The organism is Pseudomonas sp. 05N431 (assembly GCF_056397005.1).
Window position 1 is genome coordinate 183,132 of the sequence record NZ_JBFTMN010000002.1, and the last position, 17,617, is coordinate 200,748.

At 60.7% G+C, this 17,617-nt stretch carries 20 protein-coding genes; 13 read left to right on the forward strand and 7 right to left on the reverse strand.

Annotated features, from left to right (window positions below; genetic code table 11):
- The first annotated feature begins 4 nt into the window (after positions 1 to 4).
- Complete coding sequence (locus AC1DIG_RS03775; protein WP_477766207.1) at positions 5 to 547, forward strand: toxin-antitoxin system YwqK family antitoxin; 543 nt, start codon at positions 5 to 7, stop codon at positions 545 to 547.
- A gap of 201 nt (positions 548 to 748) precedes the next feature.
- On the opposite strand, the gene AC1DIG_RS03780 is transcribed toward AC1DIG_RS03775, so the two are convergent.
- A complete protein-coding gene (locus tag AC1DIG_RS03780) occupies positions 749 to 1,141 on the reverse strand; it encodes a DUF4280 domain-containing protein (protein ID WP_054596762.1) in 393 nt (130 codons plus the stop codon).
- A gap of 189 nt (positions 1,142 to 1,330) precedes the next feature.
- Between AC1DIG_RS03780 and AC1DIG_RS03785 the strand changes: the two genes are divergently transcribed.
- The 3 genes from AC1DIG_RS03785 to AC1DIG_RS03795 all read left to right on the forward strand — a co-directional run bounded on the left by AC1DIG_RS03785 (position 1,331) and on the right by AC1DIG_RS03795 (position 4,632).
- Positions 1,331 to 2,398, forward strand: a complete 1,068-nt coding sequence (locus tag AC1DIG_RS03785; protein WP_477766208.1) for a phosphotransferase family protein — start codon at positions 1,331 to 1,333, stop codon at positions 2,396 to 2,398.
- A gap of 38 nt (positions 2,399 to 2,436) precedes the next feature.
- A complete protein-coding gene (locus AC1DIG_RS03790; RefSeq protein WP_071555042.1) occupies positions 2,437 to 3,204 on the forward strand; it encodes an SDR family oxidoreductase in 768 nt (255 codons plus the stop codon).
- Positions 3,205 to 3,516: 312 nt separating this feature from the next.
- The gene (locus AC1DIG_RS03795) at positions 3,517 to 4,632 is read left to right on the forward strand and encodes a Gfo/Idh/MocA family protein (protein WP_477766209.1); all 1,116 of its coding nucleotides are present in this window, start codon (positions 3,517 to 3,519) and stop codon (positions 4,630 to 4,632) included.
- A gap of 28 nt (positions 4,633 to 4,660) precedes the next feature.
- Here the strand turns inward: AC1DIG_RS03795 and AC1DIG_RS03800 are convergent, their stop codons facing one another.
- Both AC1DIG_RS03800 and AC1DIG_RS03805 read right to left on the reverse strand, forming a co-directional pair.
- On the reverse strand, positions 4,661 to 6,088 hold the full coding sequence (locus AC1DIG_RS03800; RefSeq protein ID WP_477766210.1) for an FAD/NAD(P)-binding protein: 1,428 nt from the start codon (positions 6,086 to 6,088) through the stop codon (positions 4,661 to 4,663).
- Between the two features lie 69 nt (positions 6,089 to 6,157).
- Entirely contained in the window at positions 6,158 to 6,721 is a 564-nt protein-coding gene (locus AC1DIG_RS03805; protein WP_477766211.1) for a helix-turn-helix domain-containing protein, read from the reverse strand.
- On the opposite strand from AC1DIG_RS03805, the gene AC1DIG_RS03810 reads away from it, so the two are divergent.
- The 7 genes from AC1DIG_RS03810 to AC1DIG_RS03840 all read left to right on the forward strand — a co-directional run bounded on the left by AC1DIG_RS03810 (position 6,716) and on the right by AC1DIG_RS03840 (position 14,085).
- Positions 6,716 to 7,741 (forward strand): DMT family transporter, encoded by a 1,026-nt coding sequence (locus AC1DIG_RS03810; protein ID WP_477766212.1) that lies wholly within the window; start codon positions 6,716 to 6,718, stop codon positions 7,739 to 7,741. The two genes, AC1DIG_RS03805 and AC1DIG_RS03810, sit on opposite strands and share 6 nt — an antisense overlap.
- Before the next feature lie 274 nt (positions 7,742 to 8,015).
- Complete coding sequence (locus AC1DIG_RS03815) at positions 8,016 to 10,934, forward strand: monovalent cation/H+ antiporter subunit A (protein WP_477766213.1); 2,919 nt, start codon at positions 8,016 to 8,018, stop codon at positions 10,932 to 10,934.
- A complete protein-coding gene (locus AC1DIG_RS03820) occupies positions 10,934 to 11,278 on the forward strand; it encodes a Na+/H+ antiporter subunit C (RefSeq protein ID WP_003202835.1) in 345 nt (114 codons plus the stop codon). Before AC1DIG_RS03815 ends, AC1DIG_RS03820 begins: the two co-directional genes overlap by 1 nt.
- Positions 11,275 to 12,960 (forward strand): monovalent cation/H+ antiporter subunit D, encoded by a 1,686-nt coding sequence (locus AC1DIG_RS03825; protein ID WP_477766214.1) that lies wholly within the window; start codon positions 11,275 to 11,277, stop codon positions 12,958 to 12,960. The genes AC1DIG_RS03820 and AC1DIG_RS03825 overlap by 4 nt, the downstream gene beginning before the upstream one ends.
- Positions 12,957 to 13,445 carry a Na+/H+ antiporter subunit E gene (locus AC1DIG_RS03830; protein WP_477766215.1) on the forward strand — a complete coding sequence of 163 codons (489 nt, stop codon included), beginning with the start codon at positions 12,957 to 12,959 and terminating at the stop codon, positions 13,443 to 13,445. The genes AC1DIG_RS03825 and AC1DIG_RS03830 overlap by 4 nt, the downstream gene beginning before the upstream one ends.
- Positions 13,442 to 13,720, forward strand: coding sequence for a K+/H+ antiporter subunit F (locus tag AC1DIG_RS03835; RefSeq protein WP_019690998.1), 279 nt, complete (start codon positions 13,442 to 13,444; stop codon positions 13,718 to 13,720). Before AC1DIG_RS03830 ends, AC1DIG_RS03835 begins: the two co-directional genes overlap by 4 nt.
- Positions 13,717 to 14,085 carry a Na+/H+ antiporter subunit G gene (locus AC1DIG_RS03840; protein ID WP_477766216.1) on the forward strand — a complete coding sequence of 123 codons (369 nt, stop codon included), beginning with the start codon at positions 13,717 to 13,719 and terminating at the stop codon, positions 14,083 to 14,085. Before AC1DIG_RS03835 ends, AC1DIG_RS03840 begins: the two co-directional genes overlap by 4 nt.
- A gap of 142 nt (positions 14,086 to 14,227) precedes the next feature.
- Here AC1DIG_RS03840 and AC1DIG_RS03845 read toward each other — a convergent pair whose 3' ends face one another.
- The 4 genes from AC1DIG_RS03845 to AC1DIG_RS03860 form a co-directional block, all read right to left on the reverse strand.
- Positions 14,228 to 14,665, reverse strand: coding sequence for a DUF3995 domain-containing protein (locus tag AC1DIG_RS03845; protein WP_477766217.1), 438 nt, complete (start codon positions 14,663 to 14,665; stop codon positions 14,228 to 14,230).
- Positions 14,666 to 14,802: 137 nt separating this feature from the next.
- A complete protein-coding gene (locus AC1DIG_RS03850; RefSeq protein ID WP_477766218.1) occupies positions 14,803 to 15,816 on the reverse strand; it encodes an ABC transporter substrate-binding protein in 1,014 nt (337 codons plus the stop codon).
- Positions 15,817 to 15,935: 119 nt separating this feature from the next.
- Positions 15,936 to 16,139 carry a hypothetical protein gene (locus AC1DIG_RS03855; protein ID WP_477766219.1) on the reverse strand — a complete coding sequence of 68 codons (204 nt, stop codon included), beginning with the start codon at positions 16,137 to 16,139 and terminating at the stop codon, positions 15,936 to 15,938.
- Positions 16,140 to 16,610: a hypothetical protein gene (locus tag AC1DIG_RS03860; RefSeq protein WP_371922481.1), complete on the reverse strand. Its 471-nt coding sequence runs from the start codon at positions 16,608 to 16,610 to the stop codon at positions 16,140 to 16,142. It abuts the gene before it with no gap.
- 409 nt (positions 16,611 to 17,019) lie between these two features.
- On the opposite strand from AC1DIG_RS03860, the gene AC1DIG_RS03865 reads away from it, so the two are divergent.
- Both AC1DIG_RS03865 and AC1DIG_RS03870 read left to right on the forward strand, forming a co-directional pair.
- Positions 17,020 to 17,211, forward strand: a complete 192-nt coding sequence (locus tag AC1DIG_RS03865) for a hypothetical protein (protein ID WP_477766220.1) — start codon at positions 17,020 to 17,022, stop codon at positions 17,209 to 17,211.
- 159 nt (positions 17,212 to 17,370) lie between these two features.
- Complete coding sequence (locus tag AC1DIG_RS03870) at positions 17,371 to 17,601, forward strand: hypothetical protein (RefSeq protein ID WP_477766221.1); 231 nt, start codon at positions 17,371 to 17,373, stop codon at positions 17,599 to 17,601.
- The last annotated feature ends 16 nt before the right edge of the window (positions 17,602 to 17,617 follow it).

The following is a 17,617-nucleotide window of genomic DNA, read 5'->3' on the forward strand; positions in this document are numbered from 1 at the left end:
GAGGATGTCATCGGAGAAACTGGAACTGGAACGTGGTGACAGCCGGCTCGACGGACGAATGCTCGACGGCCAGCTGGAAGGTCCGCTGCATATCAAGGAAGCCGGAAAACCCCAGGCGGCCTTGAACTACAGCCAGGGCGAACTGCAAGGCAGGAGCCTGCTGTATCACCCCAATGGCAAGCTGTCGGCACAACTGCCTTTTGAGCATGACAAGTTACAAGGTGTCGCGACGTTTTATGCGCCGCAAGGCTGGCTGCAACGCAAGGCCACCTATCGCCGGGGCCTGCTACATGGCGAAGCCAGCAACTATTTTCCCGATGGGCAAGTGGCTGAAATGGAGTTTTACCGCGACGGTGTACGTGAAGGGGTTTACCAGCGCTTTCACCCTAACGGCAAACCCGCCGTCAACGCCCGCTACCTCAACGGTCAGTTGCTTGAACCGGAGCAAGCCTTTGCCAGCGATGGACGACCGCTGGACGCCGAAGGCAAACCGATCTCGCGGATGCGCTGGTGGTATCGGCGTTGGGCCGATCCGACACAAGCCTGAAGTCTTGTATTGAATGTGATGGCCTCATCGCGAGCAAGCYCGCTCCCACAGGGGATYTTCATTGAACACAGTAATTGCGTACAACGGCGATCCAGTGTGGGAGCGAGCTTGCTCGCGATGAGGCCGGCACATCCAGCATCAATGGTGACTGAAGCGCCGCCTTCGCGAGCAAGCYCGCTCCCACATTCGATCGGAGTCGTATCAAGGGATCAACATCTGCATCTGCCCCGGCATCGCGATCTTGATCACCCCCCCCCAGTTGCACATCAAACTGCAGTTGGCATCGAGGGCAGGCATTCCCCCCAGCAACAGGGTCGGCGCTCCGGGCATCCACGGGGCGGCAGTGGCCGGAATGCACGGCATCGGCGTCAGCACCCCAAGGGCTGCGGCGGTGGCTGCTGCGACCATTGGATTGGCCGGGCTCATGCACATCCCAAACGGCATGATGTTCAGCAGCGGAATGTGATCCATGATGTTCGCCGCCGGCATGCCCCCGGTCAGCGTGCGGTTCACCGGCAGCACGTTGAGCACCCCCGGTGCCGCACCGAAACTGCATTGCAGGGTCGCGGTGGCGCACACTTGCGGACAGCCCATGTCGAATCTCCTTCCTGGAAGCAATGCTCCTCTGAACCATAGTCCGCCAAGCCTGTTCTCGCACATCAGGAACGCTGATTATCCGGCAACACGCTAACCTATAAGACCTTGCCGCGCTTGTGGCGCCCCCGGCGCGCCATTAGATTAGTCAATGATGTCTGGCCTCCAAAATAAGCAGAAGGGATAAGCATGGCGCTTACTGACCAGTCCACCCGTATCCGCTCTGGCGAAGAACTCGATGCCAGCCTGATCGATCCGTACCTCAAGGCGCACATTCCGGGCCTGAGCGGGTTGCCACAGATCAGCCAGTTCCCCGGTGGCGCTTCAAACCTGACGTACCTGCTGGAATACCCCGAGCAGGAGTTCGTGCTGCGTCGGCCGCCGTTTGGCCACAAGGCCAAGTCCGCCCACGACATGGGCCGTGAATACCGCATTCTCAATCAGCTCAAGGACGGTTTCCCGTATTGCCCGAAAGCCTACGTGCACTGCACCGACGAATCGGTGATCGGTGCCGAGTTCTATGTGATGGAACGGGTCAACGGGATCATCCTGCGCTCCGAACTGCCACCGGAGCTGGGCTTCGATGCCGCTAAAACCGAAACCCTGTGCAAGAGCTTCATCGACAAGTTCGTCGAGCTGCACCGCGTCGATTACCAGACCTGTGGCCTGGCCGACCTGGGCAAGCCGCAGGGTTATGTCGCGCGGCAGATTCGTGGCTGGAGCGAGCGCTACGAAAAAGCCCTGACACCTGACGCTCCGAGCTGGGAAGCGGTCAAGGCTTGGCTCAACGACAAGATGCCGGCCGACCACCCGACGTCGAGCATCGTCCACAACGATTACCGCTTCGACAACGTGATCCTCGACCCGAACAACCCGATGCAGATCATCGGTGTACTGGATTGGGAACTGACCACCCTTGGCGATCCGCTGATGGACCTGGGCAACACCCTCGCCTACTGGATCGAAGCGAGCGACCCGGCACCGGTGCAACTGATGCGTCGTCAACCGAGCCACGCCCCCGGCATGCTGACCCGCCGCGAGTTTGTCGATTACTACGCCGAACGTTCGGGAATCCGGATCGACAACTTCGACTTCTACTACACCTACGGGCTGTTCCGCCTGGCCGGTATCGTGCAGCAGATCTACTACCGTTTTTTCCATGGCCAGACCCAGGACAAACGCTTCGCGCAGTTCATTCACATGAACAAACTGCTGGAGCACATGAGCCTGCAAGTCATTCAGAAATCCAGCCTCTGATCGCGCCCCTGGCGCCACGCTCATCACAAGGAAAAACCATGTCCAAGACTCAGTTGTTCGACCTCGACGGTAAAATCGCTTTCGTCTCCGGCGCCAGCCGCGGCATCGGTGAAGCCATCGCCAAACTGCTGGCCCAGCAAGGCGCCCACGTGATCGTGTCGAGCCGCAAACTCGACGGCTGCCAGCACGTTGCCGACGCGATCATCGCTGACGGCGGCAAAGCCACTGCCGTCGCCTGCCACATCGGTGAAATGGAACAGATCACTCAAGTGTTCGCCGGCATCCGCGAGCAGTTCGGTCGCCTGGACATCCTGGTCAACAACGCCGCGACCAACCCGCAGTTCTGCAATGTGCTGGACACCGACCTCAGTGCCTTCCAGAAAACCGTCGACGTGAACATTCGCGGCTACTTCTTCATGTCGGTGGAAGCCGGCAAGCTGATGCGCGAAAACGGTGGCGGCAGCATCATCAACGTCGCCTCGATCAACGGCATTTCGCCGGGCATCTTCCAGGGCATCTACTCGGTGACCAAGGCGGCGGTGATCAACATGACCAAGGTCTTTGCCAAGGAGTGCGCGCAGTTCGGCATTCGCTGCAACGCCCTGCTGCCAGGCCTGACCGACACCAAGTTCGCCTCGGCGCTGGTGAAAAACGACGCGATCCTGAAGACCGCATTGCAGCAGATTCCGCTCAAGCGTGTGGCTGATCCGAGCGAAATGGCCGGTGCGGTGCTGTATCTGGCGAGTGATGCGTCGAGCTATACCACTGGGGTTTCGCTGAATGTGGACGGTGGTTTCCTGTCCTGATTCTCAGTCTCCTGCGGCATAGGCATCTACATAAATGCAATGCAGGACTACTCCCGTAGCAGCTGCCGAGCCTGCGAGGCTGCGTTCGGCTGCGGAGCAGTCGTAAACCCGGAATGCGGGATCTGTCTGATGTACCGCGAGTTCAGATTTTACGACTGCTTCGCAGCCGAACGCAGCCTCGCGGGCTCGGCAGCTGCTACGGGAAAGGGGCGCGCTCCAGAATTAGGAGAATTTTAATTCCATTATTTGCATTTAGAGAATTTTTATTCCATAACTAGGCATCCCGAAAACAATAATCCAAAGGATCCTGTTATGCGCGAACTCGGAATCGGACTTATCGGCACAGGCTTCATGGGCCGTGCCCACGCCCTGGCCTTTTGCAATGTCAGCGCGGCGTTTGAACTGCCCTTCACGCTGCGCCTCGCGGCTCTTGCCGACGCCGATCCCGCTCGCGCACAAGCGTGCGCCGCTGCCTGGGGCTTCGAGCAGGCCCACAATGACTGGCAGCAATTGATCAACGATCCCAAAGTCAACCTGATCGCCATTACCACACCGAACCACCTTCATTACTCGATGGCCATGGCTGCGATCGCCGCCGGCAAACCGGTGTACTGCGAAAAACCGCTGGCAGTCAGTCTTCAACAAGCCAACGCTATGCATCTGGCGGCGAAAGCGGCCGGCGTGGTTACTCGCGTGGGCTACAACTACCAGCACAACCCGATCATTGGTTTGGCTCGCGACCTGATTCGAAACGGCGAGCTGGGCGAGATCATCAGCTTTCAAGGCGAATTCAGCGAAGACTTCATGGCTGACCCGAACTCGCCATGGTCCTGGCGCTGCGAGGCCGAACATGCCGGCGGCGCGCTGGCGGACCTCGGCAGTCATTTGCTGGCCATGGCGCGCTATCTGGTGGGCGATGTCGAGGCGGTGTGTGCCGATACCCAAACCGTGCACCGCCAGCGCCCGGCCACGGCGGGTAGCCCGGAACAACGCAGCATTGCAGTCGACGATCAGGCCCACGCCCTGCTGCGCTTTGCCAACGGCGCTCGTGGCACCTTCAGCAGCAGTTGGCTCAAGCACGGCTACAAGAATCATCTGAGTTTCGAGATCAGCGGCACCCGAGGCACCCTGGCGTTCGATCAGGAGCGCTTGAATGAGTTACGCCTGTGCCGCGTCGGCCAGGACGGTTTCCAGCGTTTACTGGCCGGGCCGAACCTGCCCGGCTACGCGGCGTTCAGCCCTGCGCCGGGGCATCAATTGGGCTACAACGAGTTGAAGACGCTGGAAGTGCACGCACTGATCCTGGCCTTGGCCGGGCAAAGTCAGGATGGCACGGATTTCGAGGAGGCCTGGGAAGTGGAGCGCCTGGCGGCCGCGATTCGACTGGCGGCGCGGGAGCAGCGCTGGGTCAATATCAGGGAGGTCTGATCGCTCCAGCGCTGCGTCATGGCAACGCTCAGCGCGCCAACCGCTGCGCCAACGCCTTGGCCTGGCTCGCCACGTCGGTCACTGCCGTGCTTTCCCACCACATTCCGCGCAGCGGTGGGCCCATGGCGAACAAGCGTCGGGCAATCTGCCCCTCGGCATCTATCACCGCCCCACTCGCATCTGCCGCGATCCCCAGCGCCAATGGCCCCGGTTTTATCAAGCCGCGGGCCAGCAGTTGCTGCGGCAAGGGTCGGGCGACCCGGCGCCAGTCGTATTCGATGCCGCTGGAGTTGATCAGCGCATCGCCGCTCGCTACTGTCACTTCAGACTCTCCGCGACGAAGAATGCGAATGCTCACCTGCCCCTCCACCGAGGGCGCCAGGCCCTTGAACGACGCAGCCTGAATCCGCAAGCGCCCTTCCAGATGCAAACGCGCCACCAGTTCCGCACTCAAGGGCGGCGAGCGATGATGATGACTTTCCCACCATGGCCGCACATGCCGTACAAACTGCCGGCGCTGCACATCCGTTGCCTGGCTCCAGAGCCGCCCGATATGCGCCCGCACGGTATCCAACGGCGCCTGCCAGTCGATACCCTCCGCCATCGCGGCACGGCAATGCCGTCGCAGTTCATGCATCAGCTGGCGCGGGCTGCGAATCTCGGGGTCTTCGGCCAGAAAATCCACCCATGCCGGCGGTTGCCGACGCACATGCGGCAACAAGCCGTGACGGGAAAACACTTCGATGGGGCCTCGATGCCCGGCCTGCTCCAGCGACACCACGGCATCGACCATGGTCAGGCCCGAGCCAATGATCAACACCGTCGATTGCGGATCAAGCTGCGTCATGGCCGCCACATCCCAAGGATCGACGGCGGCGGCGTTCAAGCCACTGGATTCGGTTTGAGGGGTTCGCGCAGCCGGGAACAACCCAGTCGCCAGCACCGCAAAAGCGCCACGCAACCGCAAGCCATCATTCAACGTCAACAACGTGGTGTGTTCATCGACTTGCAGGTCGATTACCTCCCCGCGTACATGCTCGACGCTGGAGCCATAGCCCGCGCCGACGGCCTGGGCTTCGGCCAACCGCTGCTGCACATACAGACCAAAAATGCCCCGAGGCGGGAACAACTCGGCGACCGGCACCGACTGCTGGCCCGACTCCGGCCAGCCGCCGTTGGCAATAAATGCCGTCAGCCATTGGGTCAGGTCATCGGCGTTGTCCGGGTCGACACTCATCCGCGCGGCATTGCCGTTCAGCGTATGGCCCAGCTCAACCGCGCTGTAAGCCTCGCCCCGACCCAACTCGGCACGGGGTTCGATCACCAGCACCTGACGCTTGCCGGGCAAACGCAGCAACTGCATGGCCAGTAACGCGCCGCTCAGGCCACCGCCGACGATCAGGATGTCGGCGTTGCGAATAATGTCTGTTACCTGTCCGCCTGGGGTTTCAGTCATGCGGTTCTCACGGTTCGAGGGGATGTCTGAAATGTATCACTGGATGGTTATCGGGACCGATGATCTGTTTCAGAGCACCACATTACGCACAAACCGCGTCGCCACTGCTCCATCGTTGCGATACGCGTGGGGCCGGTTACTGGCGAAGCTGATGAACTCACCCGTCGCAAGGCTGCGTTCCTCGTCCCCCAGCACCAGCGTCAGGCTGCCTTCAAACACATACAGCTGTTCACTCCAGCCATCGGCATCCGGCTCCGAAAGGTATTCCTCGCCCGGCTCCAGCCGCCACTCCCAGAGCTCGACTTCGCGGCTGGCATTAGCCTTGGCCAACAACACCGCTTTACTGCCGGGAATCAAACCGGCCCACGCCAGTTCGTTGATCCGGCTCGGGTCACGCACCTCGGGAGCCTGGATCAGATCGCTGAACGCCACGTCCAGCGCTTCGGCCACCCGGTCGAGGGTGGTCAGGCTGACGTTTTTTTCACCCGCTTCGATGGCCACCAGCATCCGTCGGCTGACCCCGGATTTTTCCGCCAACGCGGTCTGGCTCAACTCTGCTGCATGGCGCAGGCGTCGGACGTTCTGGCTGACGTGTTGAAGGACGGAGGCCCGTTGGCCGGAATCTTTGTGCACTATATTGCTCACTTAGTAGGTTTGCGCAGTATACTGCCCAACTTCGGGCGCATTGTGCGTCCCCCTCAGGTAGTGCGCAAGGCCATGACGTCGGTGAATTCTTCCAAACCCTCTGCCTTTTTCTCACGCTTCAGCAAGGCTGAATGCGTGCTGGTGCTGATTACCATGGTCTGGGGCGGGACATTCCTGCTGGTGCAGCATGCGATGACGGTCAGCGGGCCGATGTTTTTCGTCGGCCTGCGCTTCGCTGCAGCGGCGAGCATTGTCGCGCTGTTCTCCTGGCGCAGCCTGCGAGACCTGACCTTGTTTGAACTCAAGGCCGGCGTGTTCATTGGCGTAGCGATCATGCTCGGCTATGGCCTGCAAACCGTCGGCTTGCAGACCATCCTCAGCAGCCAATCGGCGTTCATCACTGCGCTTTACGTGCCTTTCGTGCCCTTGCTGCAATGGCTGGTGCTGGGACGTCGGCCGGGGTTGATGCCGAGTATCGGCATCATGTTGGCGTTTGCCGGACTGATGCTGCTCTCCGGCCCGAACGGGGCGTCGCTGAATTTCAGCCCGGGGGAAATCGCTACGTTGATCAGCACCGTCGCCATCGCCGCCGAAATCATTCTGATCGGCACCTATGCTGGCCGAGTCGACGTACGTCGGGTCACCGTGGTGCAACTGGCAACCACTTCGGTGCTGGCATTTTTGATGATCGTGCCGACTCAAGAAGCGCTTCCCGGTTTTTCCTGGTTGCTGCTGGCCAGCGCCGTGGGCCTGGGTGCCGCCAGTGCGGCGATTCAGGTGGCGATGAACTGGGCGCAGAAAAGCGTTTCACCAACCCGCGCGACGCTGATCTACGCTGGCGAACCGGTCTGGGCCGGTATTGCCGGACGTCTGGCGGGTGAACGGCTGCCGGGGCTGGCGCTGTTCGGTGCGGGGTTGATTGTCGCGGCGGTGATTGTTAGTGAGCTGAAGACCAAGGGTAAGGCTGCTGCGACTGAAGAAGAGTTGGAACAGGAAGCACAAGGTTAAGGCGTGAAATCTGCGGTGCTTGGAAAATAGCCATCGCGAGCAAGCTCGCTCCCACATTTTGATCGCGGTCGTACGCAACAACTGAGTTCAATGAAGATCCCCTGTGGGAGCGAGCTTGCTCGCGATGGCGTCCGAGCGGTCGAGCACAGCCCTTCGAAACAATGTGAATCAGGCGTTTTCAGCCTACCTTGTAGGATCCTGCCACAGCTTGGCAGTTGGTGATCAGGGGCTCGGCACGTATGATCCTTCACAAACTTCCGCAGATTAGAAGCCTATGTCCCTGATAGTTCTACTGCTTCTGCCTTTTATCGGCAGCTGTCTGGCGGCCTTGCTGCCGCACAACGCGCGTAACGCTGAATCAATCCTGGCCGGCCTGATCGCCCTGATCGGCACCGTCCAGGTGGCTTTGCTGTATCCGCAGATCGCCCACGGTGGCGTGATTCGCGAAGAGTTCTTCTGGTTACCGAGCCTGGGCTTGAATTTCGTCCTGCGCATGGACGGTTTCGCCTGGCTGTTCTCGATGCTGGTGCTGGGCATCGGCACGCTGGTGTCGCTGTATGCACGGTATTACATGTCGCCGGACGACCCGGTGCCGCGCTTCTTTGCGTTTTTCCTGGCGTTCATGGGCGCCATGCTCGGACTGGTGATCTCCGGCAACCTGATTCAAATGGTGTTCTTCTGGGAGCTGACCAGCCTCTTCTCGTTCCTGTTGATCGGCTATTGGCACCACCGCGCCGATGCTCGCCGTGGTGCCTACATGGCGCTGATGGTGACCGGCGCCGGTGGCTTGTGCCTGCTGGCGGGGGTGATGCTGCTCGGCCATGTCGTGGGCAGCTATGACCTGGACAAGGTCCTGGCCGCCGGCGATCTGATTCGCGCCCATGCGCTGTACCCCATCTTGCTGCCGCTGATCCTGATCGGCGCCTTGAGCAAAAGCGCCCAATTCCCCTTCCACTTCTGGCTTCCCCACGCCATGGCCGCACCGACACCGGTCTCGGCGTACCTGCACTCGGCGACCATGGTCAAGGCCGGGGTTTTCCTGTTGGCACGGCTGTGGCCGTCGCTGTCCGGCAGCGAAGAATGGTTCTACATCGTCAGCGGGGCTGGCGCCTGTACGTTATTGCTCGGCGCTTACTGCGCGATGTTTCAGAACGACCTCAAGGGCCTGCTGGCCTACTCGACCATCAGCCATCTGGGCCTGATTACCCTGTTGCTGGGCCTGAACAGCCCGCTGGCCGCCGTCGCGGCGGTGTTTCATATTCTCAACCATGCGACCTTCAAGGCCTCGCTGTTCATGGCCGCAGGGATCATCGACCACGAAAGCGGCACCCGCGACATTCGCAAGCTCAATGGCCTGATCAAACTGATCCCGTTCACCGCGACCCTGGCGATGGTCGCCAGCGCCTCGATGGCCGGCGTGCCGCTGCTCAACGGTTTCCTCTCGAAAGAAATGTTCTTCGCCGAAACCGTGTTCATCAATGCCTCGGCCTGGATCGAAACCACCCTGCCGATTGTCGCGACCATCGCCGGTACCTTCAGCGTCGCCTACTCCCTGCGTTTCACGGTGGACGTGTTCTTCGGCCCAACCGCCACCGACCTGCCGCACACCCCGCACGAACCACCGCGCTGGATGCGTGCGCCGGTGGAATTGCTGGTGTTCACCTGCCTGGTGGTCGGGATTTTCCCGGCCCAGGTGGTCGGCCCATTGCTCGCCGCCGCGGCCCTGCCGGTGGTGGGCGGAACCCTGCCCGAATACAGTCTGGCGATCTGGCACGGCTGGAACGCGCCGATGATCATGAGCCTGATCGCCATGTCCGCCGGTATCGTTGTGTACCTGCTGCTGCGCAACCCGCTCAAACGCGGACGGTTCGAATACCCGCCAATCATTGGCCGGCTCAACGGCAAGCGCCTGTTCGAACGCAGCCTGGTGGTGATGATGCGTCTGGCCCGACGGCTGGAGCGGCGAGTCAGTACCACGCGCTTGCAAACCCAGCTGTTCCTGCTGGTGCTGGTGGCCGTGTTGGCCGGGTTGATTCCGCTGCTGCACAGCGGCCTGAGTTGGGGCGAGCGGCCGAAGATCCCCGGCTCGATCGTCTTCGTCACGCTCTGGTTGCTGGCGATTGCCTGCGCGCTGGGCGCCGCCTGGCAAGCCAAGTACCACCGGCTCGCGGCCCTGACCATGGTCAGCGTCTGCGGCATGATGACCTGCGTCACCTTCGTCTGGTTCTCGGCGCCGGACCTGGCCCTGACCCAATTGGTGGTCGAGGTGGTGACCACCGTGCTGATCCTGCTTGGCCTGCGTTGGCTGCCGCGACGGATCGAAGAGGTCTCGCCACTGCCCAGCAGCGTCCCTAAAGCACGGGTTCGCCGTCTGCGCGACTTGCTGCTGTCGAGCGCGGTCGGCATCGGTATGGCGCTGCTCGCCTACGCCATGCTGACCCGCCAGACACCGAACGACATTTCCTCGTTTTACCTCAGTCGCGCCCTGCCCGAAGGTGGCGGCAGCAACGTGGTGAACGTGATGCTGGTGGACTTCCGCGGCTTCGACACCCTCGGTGAAATCACCGTGCTGGTGGCCGTGGCGCTGGCCGTATTCGCCCTGCTGCGACGCTTCCGCCCACCGAAGGAAAGCATGCAGCTGCCGGCACAACAACGCCTGCTGGCACCGGACGTGGTCACCGATCTGGTCAACCCGCGTCACGCCAGCGATACCGCGCTGGGCTTCATGATGGTGCCGGCGGTGCTGGTGCGGCTGTTGCTGCCGATTGCAGTGGTGGTGTCGTTCTACCTGTTCATGCGCGGGCACAATCAACCGGGCGGCGGATTTGTCGCCGGGCTGGTGATGTCGGTAGCGTTCATCCTGCAATACATGGTCGCCGGCACGCAGTGGGTCGAGGCGCAGATGAGCTTGCGGCCAGTGCGCTGGATGGGCACCGGGCTGCTGTTCGCCACGCTCACCGGTCTCGGCGCGATGCTCGTCGGCTATCCGTTCCTGACCACCCACACCTGGCATTTCGGGCTGCCGTTGCTGGGCGAGATTCATATCGCCAGTGCGCTGGGCTTCGACATCGGCGTGTACGCCGTGGTGGTGGGTTCGACGCTGCTGATCCTGACTGCCCTGGCGCACCAATCGGTGCGTGGCCACAAGCCGGGCAGCCAGCCTAAACCCATTGCCAAGCCAGGAGCTGCCTGATGGAAGAAGTCATCGCAATTGCCATTGGCGTCCTCGCGGCCTCCGGGGTCTGGCTGGTGCTGCGCCCACGGACCTTCCAGGTCGTCATGGGCCTGTGCCTGCTGTCTTACGGGGTCAACCTGTTCATCTTCAGCATGGGCAGCCTATTCATCGGCAAGGAGCCGATCATCAAGGACGGCGTGCCGCAAGACCTGCTGCATTACACCGATCCGCTGCCCCAGGCGCTGGTGCTCACCGCCATCGTCATCAGCTTCGCCATGACCGCGTTGTTCCTGGTGGTGCTGCTGGCGTCCCGGGGCCTGACCGGTACCGACCACGTCGATGGCCGGGAGCCTAAAGAATGAGCTGGATGCCCCATCTGATCGCTGCACCGATTCTGCTGCCGTTGCTGACGGCGGCGCTGATGCTGATGCTCGGCGAAAAACACCGCCCGCTCAAAGCCCGGATCAACCTGTTCTCCAGCCTGCTGGGCCTGGGGATTTCAGTGCTGTTGCTGCAGTGGACCCAGGCGCAAGGCGTGCCCGGTTCCATCGGCGTGTACCTGCCGGGCAACTGGCAGGCACCGTTCGGTATCGTGCTGGTGGTCGATCGCCTGTCGGCGCTGATGCTGGTGCTGACCGGGATCATCGGCGTCAGCGCCCTGCTGTTCGCCATGGCCCGCTGGGACGGTGCCGGCGCCAGCTTCCACGCGCTGTTCCAGATTCAGCTGATGGGTCTCTACGGGGCTTTCCTGACCGCCGACCTGTTCAACCTCTTCGTGTTTTTCGAAGTGCTGCTGGCGGCGTCTTACGGCTTGATGCTGCACGGTTCGGGGCGCGCCCGGGTGTCGTCGGGCCTGCATTACATTTCGATCAACCTGCTGGCCTCGTCGCTGTTCCTGATTGGCGCGGCGCTGATCTATGGCGTCACCGGCACCCTGAACATGGCCGATCTGGCGCAGAAGATCCCGCTGGTGCCGGCAGCCGATCGCGGCTTGCTGCATGCCGGTGCAGCGATTCTGGCCGTGGCGTTCCTGGCCAAGGCCGGGATGTGGCCGCTGAACTTCTGGCTGGCCCCGGCCTACTCTTCGGCCAGCGCACCGGTGGCGGCGCTGTTCGCGATCATGACCAAGGTCGGCGTCTACACCCTGCTACGCCTGTGGACCCTGCTGTTCTCCGGCCAGGCCGGTGCTTCGGCGTACTTTGGCGGCGACTGGCTGACCTACGGCGGCATGGCGACGATTGTCTGCGCCGCACTGGCGATCCTGGCCACACAGCGACTGGAACGCATGGCCAGCCTGAGTATCGTGGTGTCGGCGGGCATCCTGTTGTCGGCTATCGGTTTTGCCCAGCCGAGCCTGATCGGCGCAGCGCTGTTCTATCTGGTCAGCTCGACCCTCGCGCTGAGCGCGCTGTTCCTGCTGGCGGAACTGATCGAACGCTCGCGCACCGCCATCGAGATGCCGCTGGACGATGAAATCGAAGCGCTACCGCGACCGCTGGAATCCTCACCGCCGACCAAGGGCATCAACCTCGATGACGACCAGAAAGCCGTGGTCGGTCAGGTGATTCCCTGGACCATGGCGTTCCTTGGCTTGAGTTTCATTGCATGCGCCCTGCTGATCATCGGCATGCCGCCGCTCTCCGGGTTCATCGGCAAACTCGGCTTGCTCAGCGCCCTGCTCAACCCATTGGGCCTCGGCGCCTCGGGCGAGCAACCGATATCGAACGCGGCATGGAGCCTGCTGGCGCTGTTGATTCTGTCCGGGCTGGCTTCGTTGATCGCCTTCTCGCGCCTGGGTATCCAGCGTTTCTGGACGCCTGCTGAACGCCCGTCACCGGTGCTGCGGCGCCTGGAATGCGTGCCGATCTTTGCCCTGCTGGCCTTGAGCATCGTGTTGACCTTCAAGGCCGAACCGCTGATGCGCTATACCCAGGCGGCCGCCGACACCTTGAATAATCCGCAGCAATACGTGACGGCGGTACTCGGCACCCGCGCTGTACCAAACCCCGAAGCCAAGGCCACGATGCAGGAGGTGCAACCATGAAGCGCCTGTTTCCGGCACCGTGGTTGTCATTGGCCCTCTGGCTGCTGTGGCTGGTGCTGAACCAGTCCATCAGTCCGGGCAACCTGCTACTGGGTGCAATACTGGGCTTTTGCGCACCGCTGATGATGCGCAAGCTGCGACCGCTGCCGATCCGTATTCGTCGTCCCGGAGTGATCCTGCGCCTGATCTTACAGGTCGGCTGTGACGTGCTGGCGTCCAACCTCGCCGTCGCCTGGGGCGTGCTGAACGCCGGTCGACGGCCGCCGCACTCGACGTTCATCAAGGTGCCGCTGGACCTGCGTGATGCTAACGGCCTCGCGGCGCTGTCGATGATCACCACGGTGATTCCCGGCACGGTCTGGTCGGAATTGGCGCTGGATCGCAGCATTCTGCTGTTGCATGTATTCGATCTGGATGACGAAGCGCATTTCATCCAGCACTTCAAGGCGACTTATGAGCGCCCCTTGATGGAGATTTTCGAATGAGCGCCCTGCTCTCGAATGCGGTTCTGTTCAGCCTGTTCATTTTTTCGCTGGCGATGGGACTGACGCTGATTCGCCTGTTCAAAGGTCCATCGGCACAGGACCGGGTTCTGGCGCTGGATTACCTGTACATCCTCGCCATGCTGATGATGCTGGTGCTGGGGGTCCGCTATGCCAGTGACACCTACTTCGAAGCGGCGCTGCTGATCGCACTGTTCGGCTTCGTCGGTTCGTTTGCCCTGGCGAAATTCCTGCTGCGTGGCGAGGTGATCGAATGAATGAGCTGGGGCAGTTGTCTTTGTGGGTCGAGATCCCGGTGGCGATCCTGCTGGTCGCCAGCAGTCTGTTCGCGTTGATCGGTGCCATCGGCCTGCTGCGTTTGAAGGACTACTTCCAACGCATGCACCCGCCGGCTTTGGCCTCGACCTTGGGCGCCTGGTGCGTGGCACTGGCGTCGATCATCTTTTTCTCGGCACTCAAATCGGGGCCGGTGTTGCACGCCTGGTTGATCCCGATACTGCTGTCGATCACCATGCCGGTCACCACCCTGCTGCTGGCGCGTGCGGCATTGTTCCGCAAGCGCATGGCCGGGGATGATGTGCCGGCTGAGGTCAGCAGTCGGCGGACTGAAAGTGGTAGCTGATTGCGAAGGGTTGTGGTGAATGGGAAGGCCTCTTCGCGAGCAAGCTCGCTCCCACCTGGATTTGCCGTGCACACATAATCTCAATACAACACAGATCCAGTGTGGGAGCGAGCTTGCTCGCGATGGCGATAGCCCGCTCACCTCAAACCCAAGCGACCACTAACAACCCCGCCCCCAACACCACACACAGCGGTGAATAGGCCCAGGTGTCGAGGCGCGCGAACTTCGACTCGGCCTTTTCCTTGAAAAACCCGACCAGGTTCGAATCACCGATCGCGCGGGCAAACATCAGCAAGGCAATTGCACTGATCAGCCATTGCAGCGACCAGTGCCCGACTGCAGGCACAAACAGGCCGACTCTCAGGCACACCATCAAGGCTATCAGCAGCAACCCGACAGCCACCGCCAGGGTTCCCAGTGCAGAAGGTTTGAAAGCCGGCCGCAGCACTTCCTCCGCACCGTCTTGCACCTGTGGCACCACGGCATCACTGGCCCAACGACCGCCGAGCGCCCAGTACAGATGAATCAGGCTGATCAGCACAAACGCGGCGACGATCCATTGAGCAAGCACAAACGTCATGAGCGGGGTTCCTGGAATCGATGGCAGAAGAAACAGCCTAGACCAGAGTTTTTGTCAGTGCGTTGTTCCACGGCAATGTTGCAGTCACGCCCCATGGAATTAGCCTGAACTGACCGCTCATTGATCGATTCGCTGCACTACAGGCTGGCAGATACCTTGTCTGCGACATCCTTGGGCAGCCACGCCTGCCAGACCTCCGGGTGCGCCTTCATGAAGGCTTCGGCCGCCTGACGCGGCGCGGTGTGGTTCTCGCTGATTTCGGCCAGGGCCTTGTTCAACGGCCCGATAGGCAGGTCGACCTTGCTGAAAAACGCAGTCACCTGCGGATACTGTTTCTGAAACGGTGCAGACACCCCAATCGACAGTTTCGAGGGCAGCGAACGGGTTGGTTTCGGATCGGGATTATCGGCATCGGTCAGGGTCTTCCAGGCCTCGGCATCGAACGGAGGCTCTTCCAGCTGAATCAGCTTGAAGCGCCCGAGCAACGGGGTTGGCGACCAGTAATAAAACAGCACCGGCTTGCCACGGCGAATGGACGAGGTGATCTCTGCGTCCAGTGCCGCACCGGAACCGCTGCGAAAGTTCACATAGCTGTCCGACAGGCCATAGGCCTTGAGCTTCTGCTTGTTGACCACTTCCGAGGTCCAGCCGATCGGGCTATTGAGAAAACGGCCTTTGCCGGGGCTTTCCGGATCGCTGAAGACATCCTTGTAGCGCGGCAGGTCCGATACGCTGCGCAAGTCCGGCGCCAATGGCTTAATGCCTTTGGCCGGATCGCCCTTGATCACGTATTCCGGCACCCACCAGCCTTCGGTTGCACCTTTGACCGTATCGCCGATACTCGCCACCTTGCCTTCAGCCTCGGCCTTGACCCAGACCGGACTGCGACCGGCCCACTCTTCGCCAATGACCTGAATGTCATTGTTGGCCAGCGCGGTTTCCAGGGTAATGGTGGTGCCCGGCAAGGTATCGGTCGGCAGGCCGTAACCCTTCTCGACAATGATCCGCAAAATGTCGGTGATCAGACTGCCGCTTTCCCAGTTCAGGTCAGCGAAGTGGATCGGCGCCGGGGCGGCCATTACGGTCACGGGCGACACCAACAGACCAACAGTGGTTAACAGACTTCCCAGCAGTAGTCGAAACCCTTTCATGCGTTACACCTCGTGCTGTTCACAGCCATGGCAGGACGGCTTTGCGCACAAAGGCCGCGCACCTGCGAATACTCAGTCAACTGACTGTAGTAGAGGTTTGTGCGTTCGAGGTCCAACGATCAATTTTCAGAAGAGTCCTGCAAGTGCTGCAACTCCCTTCGCACCATGCTGGCGTACTCCGCCGGACGCAAGGTGTAGATCTGTGATGCCACCCAGCTCAGCCAGGCGCCCTGCAAAACAGCTTTCTGAGCGAACAGGCGCTGGGCTTGTGCGCGAGCACTGCCCTGGTTCTGCTCATGGAAGTCGGCCCGGGACAGGCTCATTTACTCACTGGCCTTGAACGTCGTGAGCTCGCCTTTGCGCCACTTGGCAGCTTTACCGGTTACCGCTTTCAAGGTTTTGGTCAGGCCTTCCTGCAGCTGTTGATGAGCGGCAAACACCGTCACTACGCTATGACCTTCCTTGAACAGAATGGCGTGGCCGTCTGCTGTGGTCACGAACGCGTAATCACCGAGGCCGTAGACCGTCAGTTTGATCTCGCGAAACTTGATTTCGAATTTGCCACCTTCGCGGCTCGGCAATACCGCTGCGCGGAAATGATCGCCGACTTTGAGCTCCAGGCGAGGCTTGTCGTCCACCACCAGTGCCGACTCGGTGTCGATCTCGGCGACGTAAATACCTTCAGGGGTTTGCTCGGTGATGTAAACGAAACGTGATTGAAACTGCTTGACCAGCTTTGCGCGCAGATCACCCAGCACGAACAAAGCATGCATATCGAGATTACTTACTGCCAAGGAAACATCCCCACATCTGAAAATGACGCTACCTGCAGAAAAAACAGGCAGCAGAAAAACGGTCATACCGAAAATGTCGCAACAATGACCAAGCTGAAATCGTGAAGCGAGCAGAAAGCTCCTTCATCGCAGGGTAGGAAAAGACTACTGGAATGCCCATCCTCCCGTCTTCCCTGGCGGTCGTCAGATGCTGAAGGAAATCGCCCTTCTAACGGCCAGAGAATACTGGACTATCTACTTTAGGGAGAAAACTCTTTAAAAAAACACTTTTCTGACATATCGCCAGAAAAAAATTGCTTTAGATAGGCATGAGCCTCCAACCCGTGGAGGCAATTCTAGAGCAGCCAAGCGCCCCTAGACTACCTAAAGCGACGTGTATCCGTCGGCAAACCATAGAAAAGGAATTCATATGAGCACGCTGACCCTCCCTGCCCAGCACACCAACACCCTGACCTATAGCCCTCACCTGCGTTATCAGGTGGTTCTGGCGGGTAACCGTTTTTTCCATATCAAAGAAACCGCAACGGGCCGCGTAAGAGGTTTCCGCGGTGACCACAACGAAGCCTGCGCTCTTGCCAGAAACCTCGAAACCCGCTTCTGACACACCCGATTGCGTTTGCCTGCGCTGTCGTTTCGTCACACCGATGACTTAACTGCGCCACCGGCAAGCAACAACTGCCATACTGCCCGACCATTGAAACTCAGCCCCTTCGGCGGACCGAGTTGAATACAACAAAATAATTTCCAAGGGAAGGCGCACGTGACGGAATTTGATATCGGCGAGTTTTTTATTTGGGGCGAAGCCAGAGAAGTCGACGGCGAATTTCAGGCCGTCATTGTCATGCGCACCAAACAGCCGAAAACCACTGTGACTTACCATCAGGTCGAGAAAGACCGCTGGTTCAAGACCTCGGACGTCGCAGCAGCCGCGGCGCAGGAATCGGCTAAAGCGCTGAAGCTTGCCGTTGATGAAGGCGCGCTGAAAGCCTGATCGACAGGTCGCGACT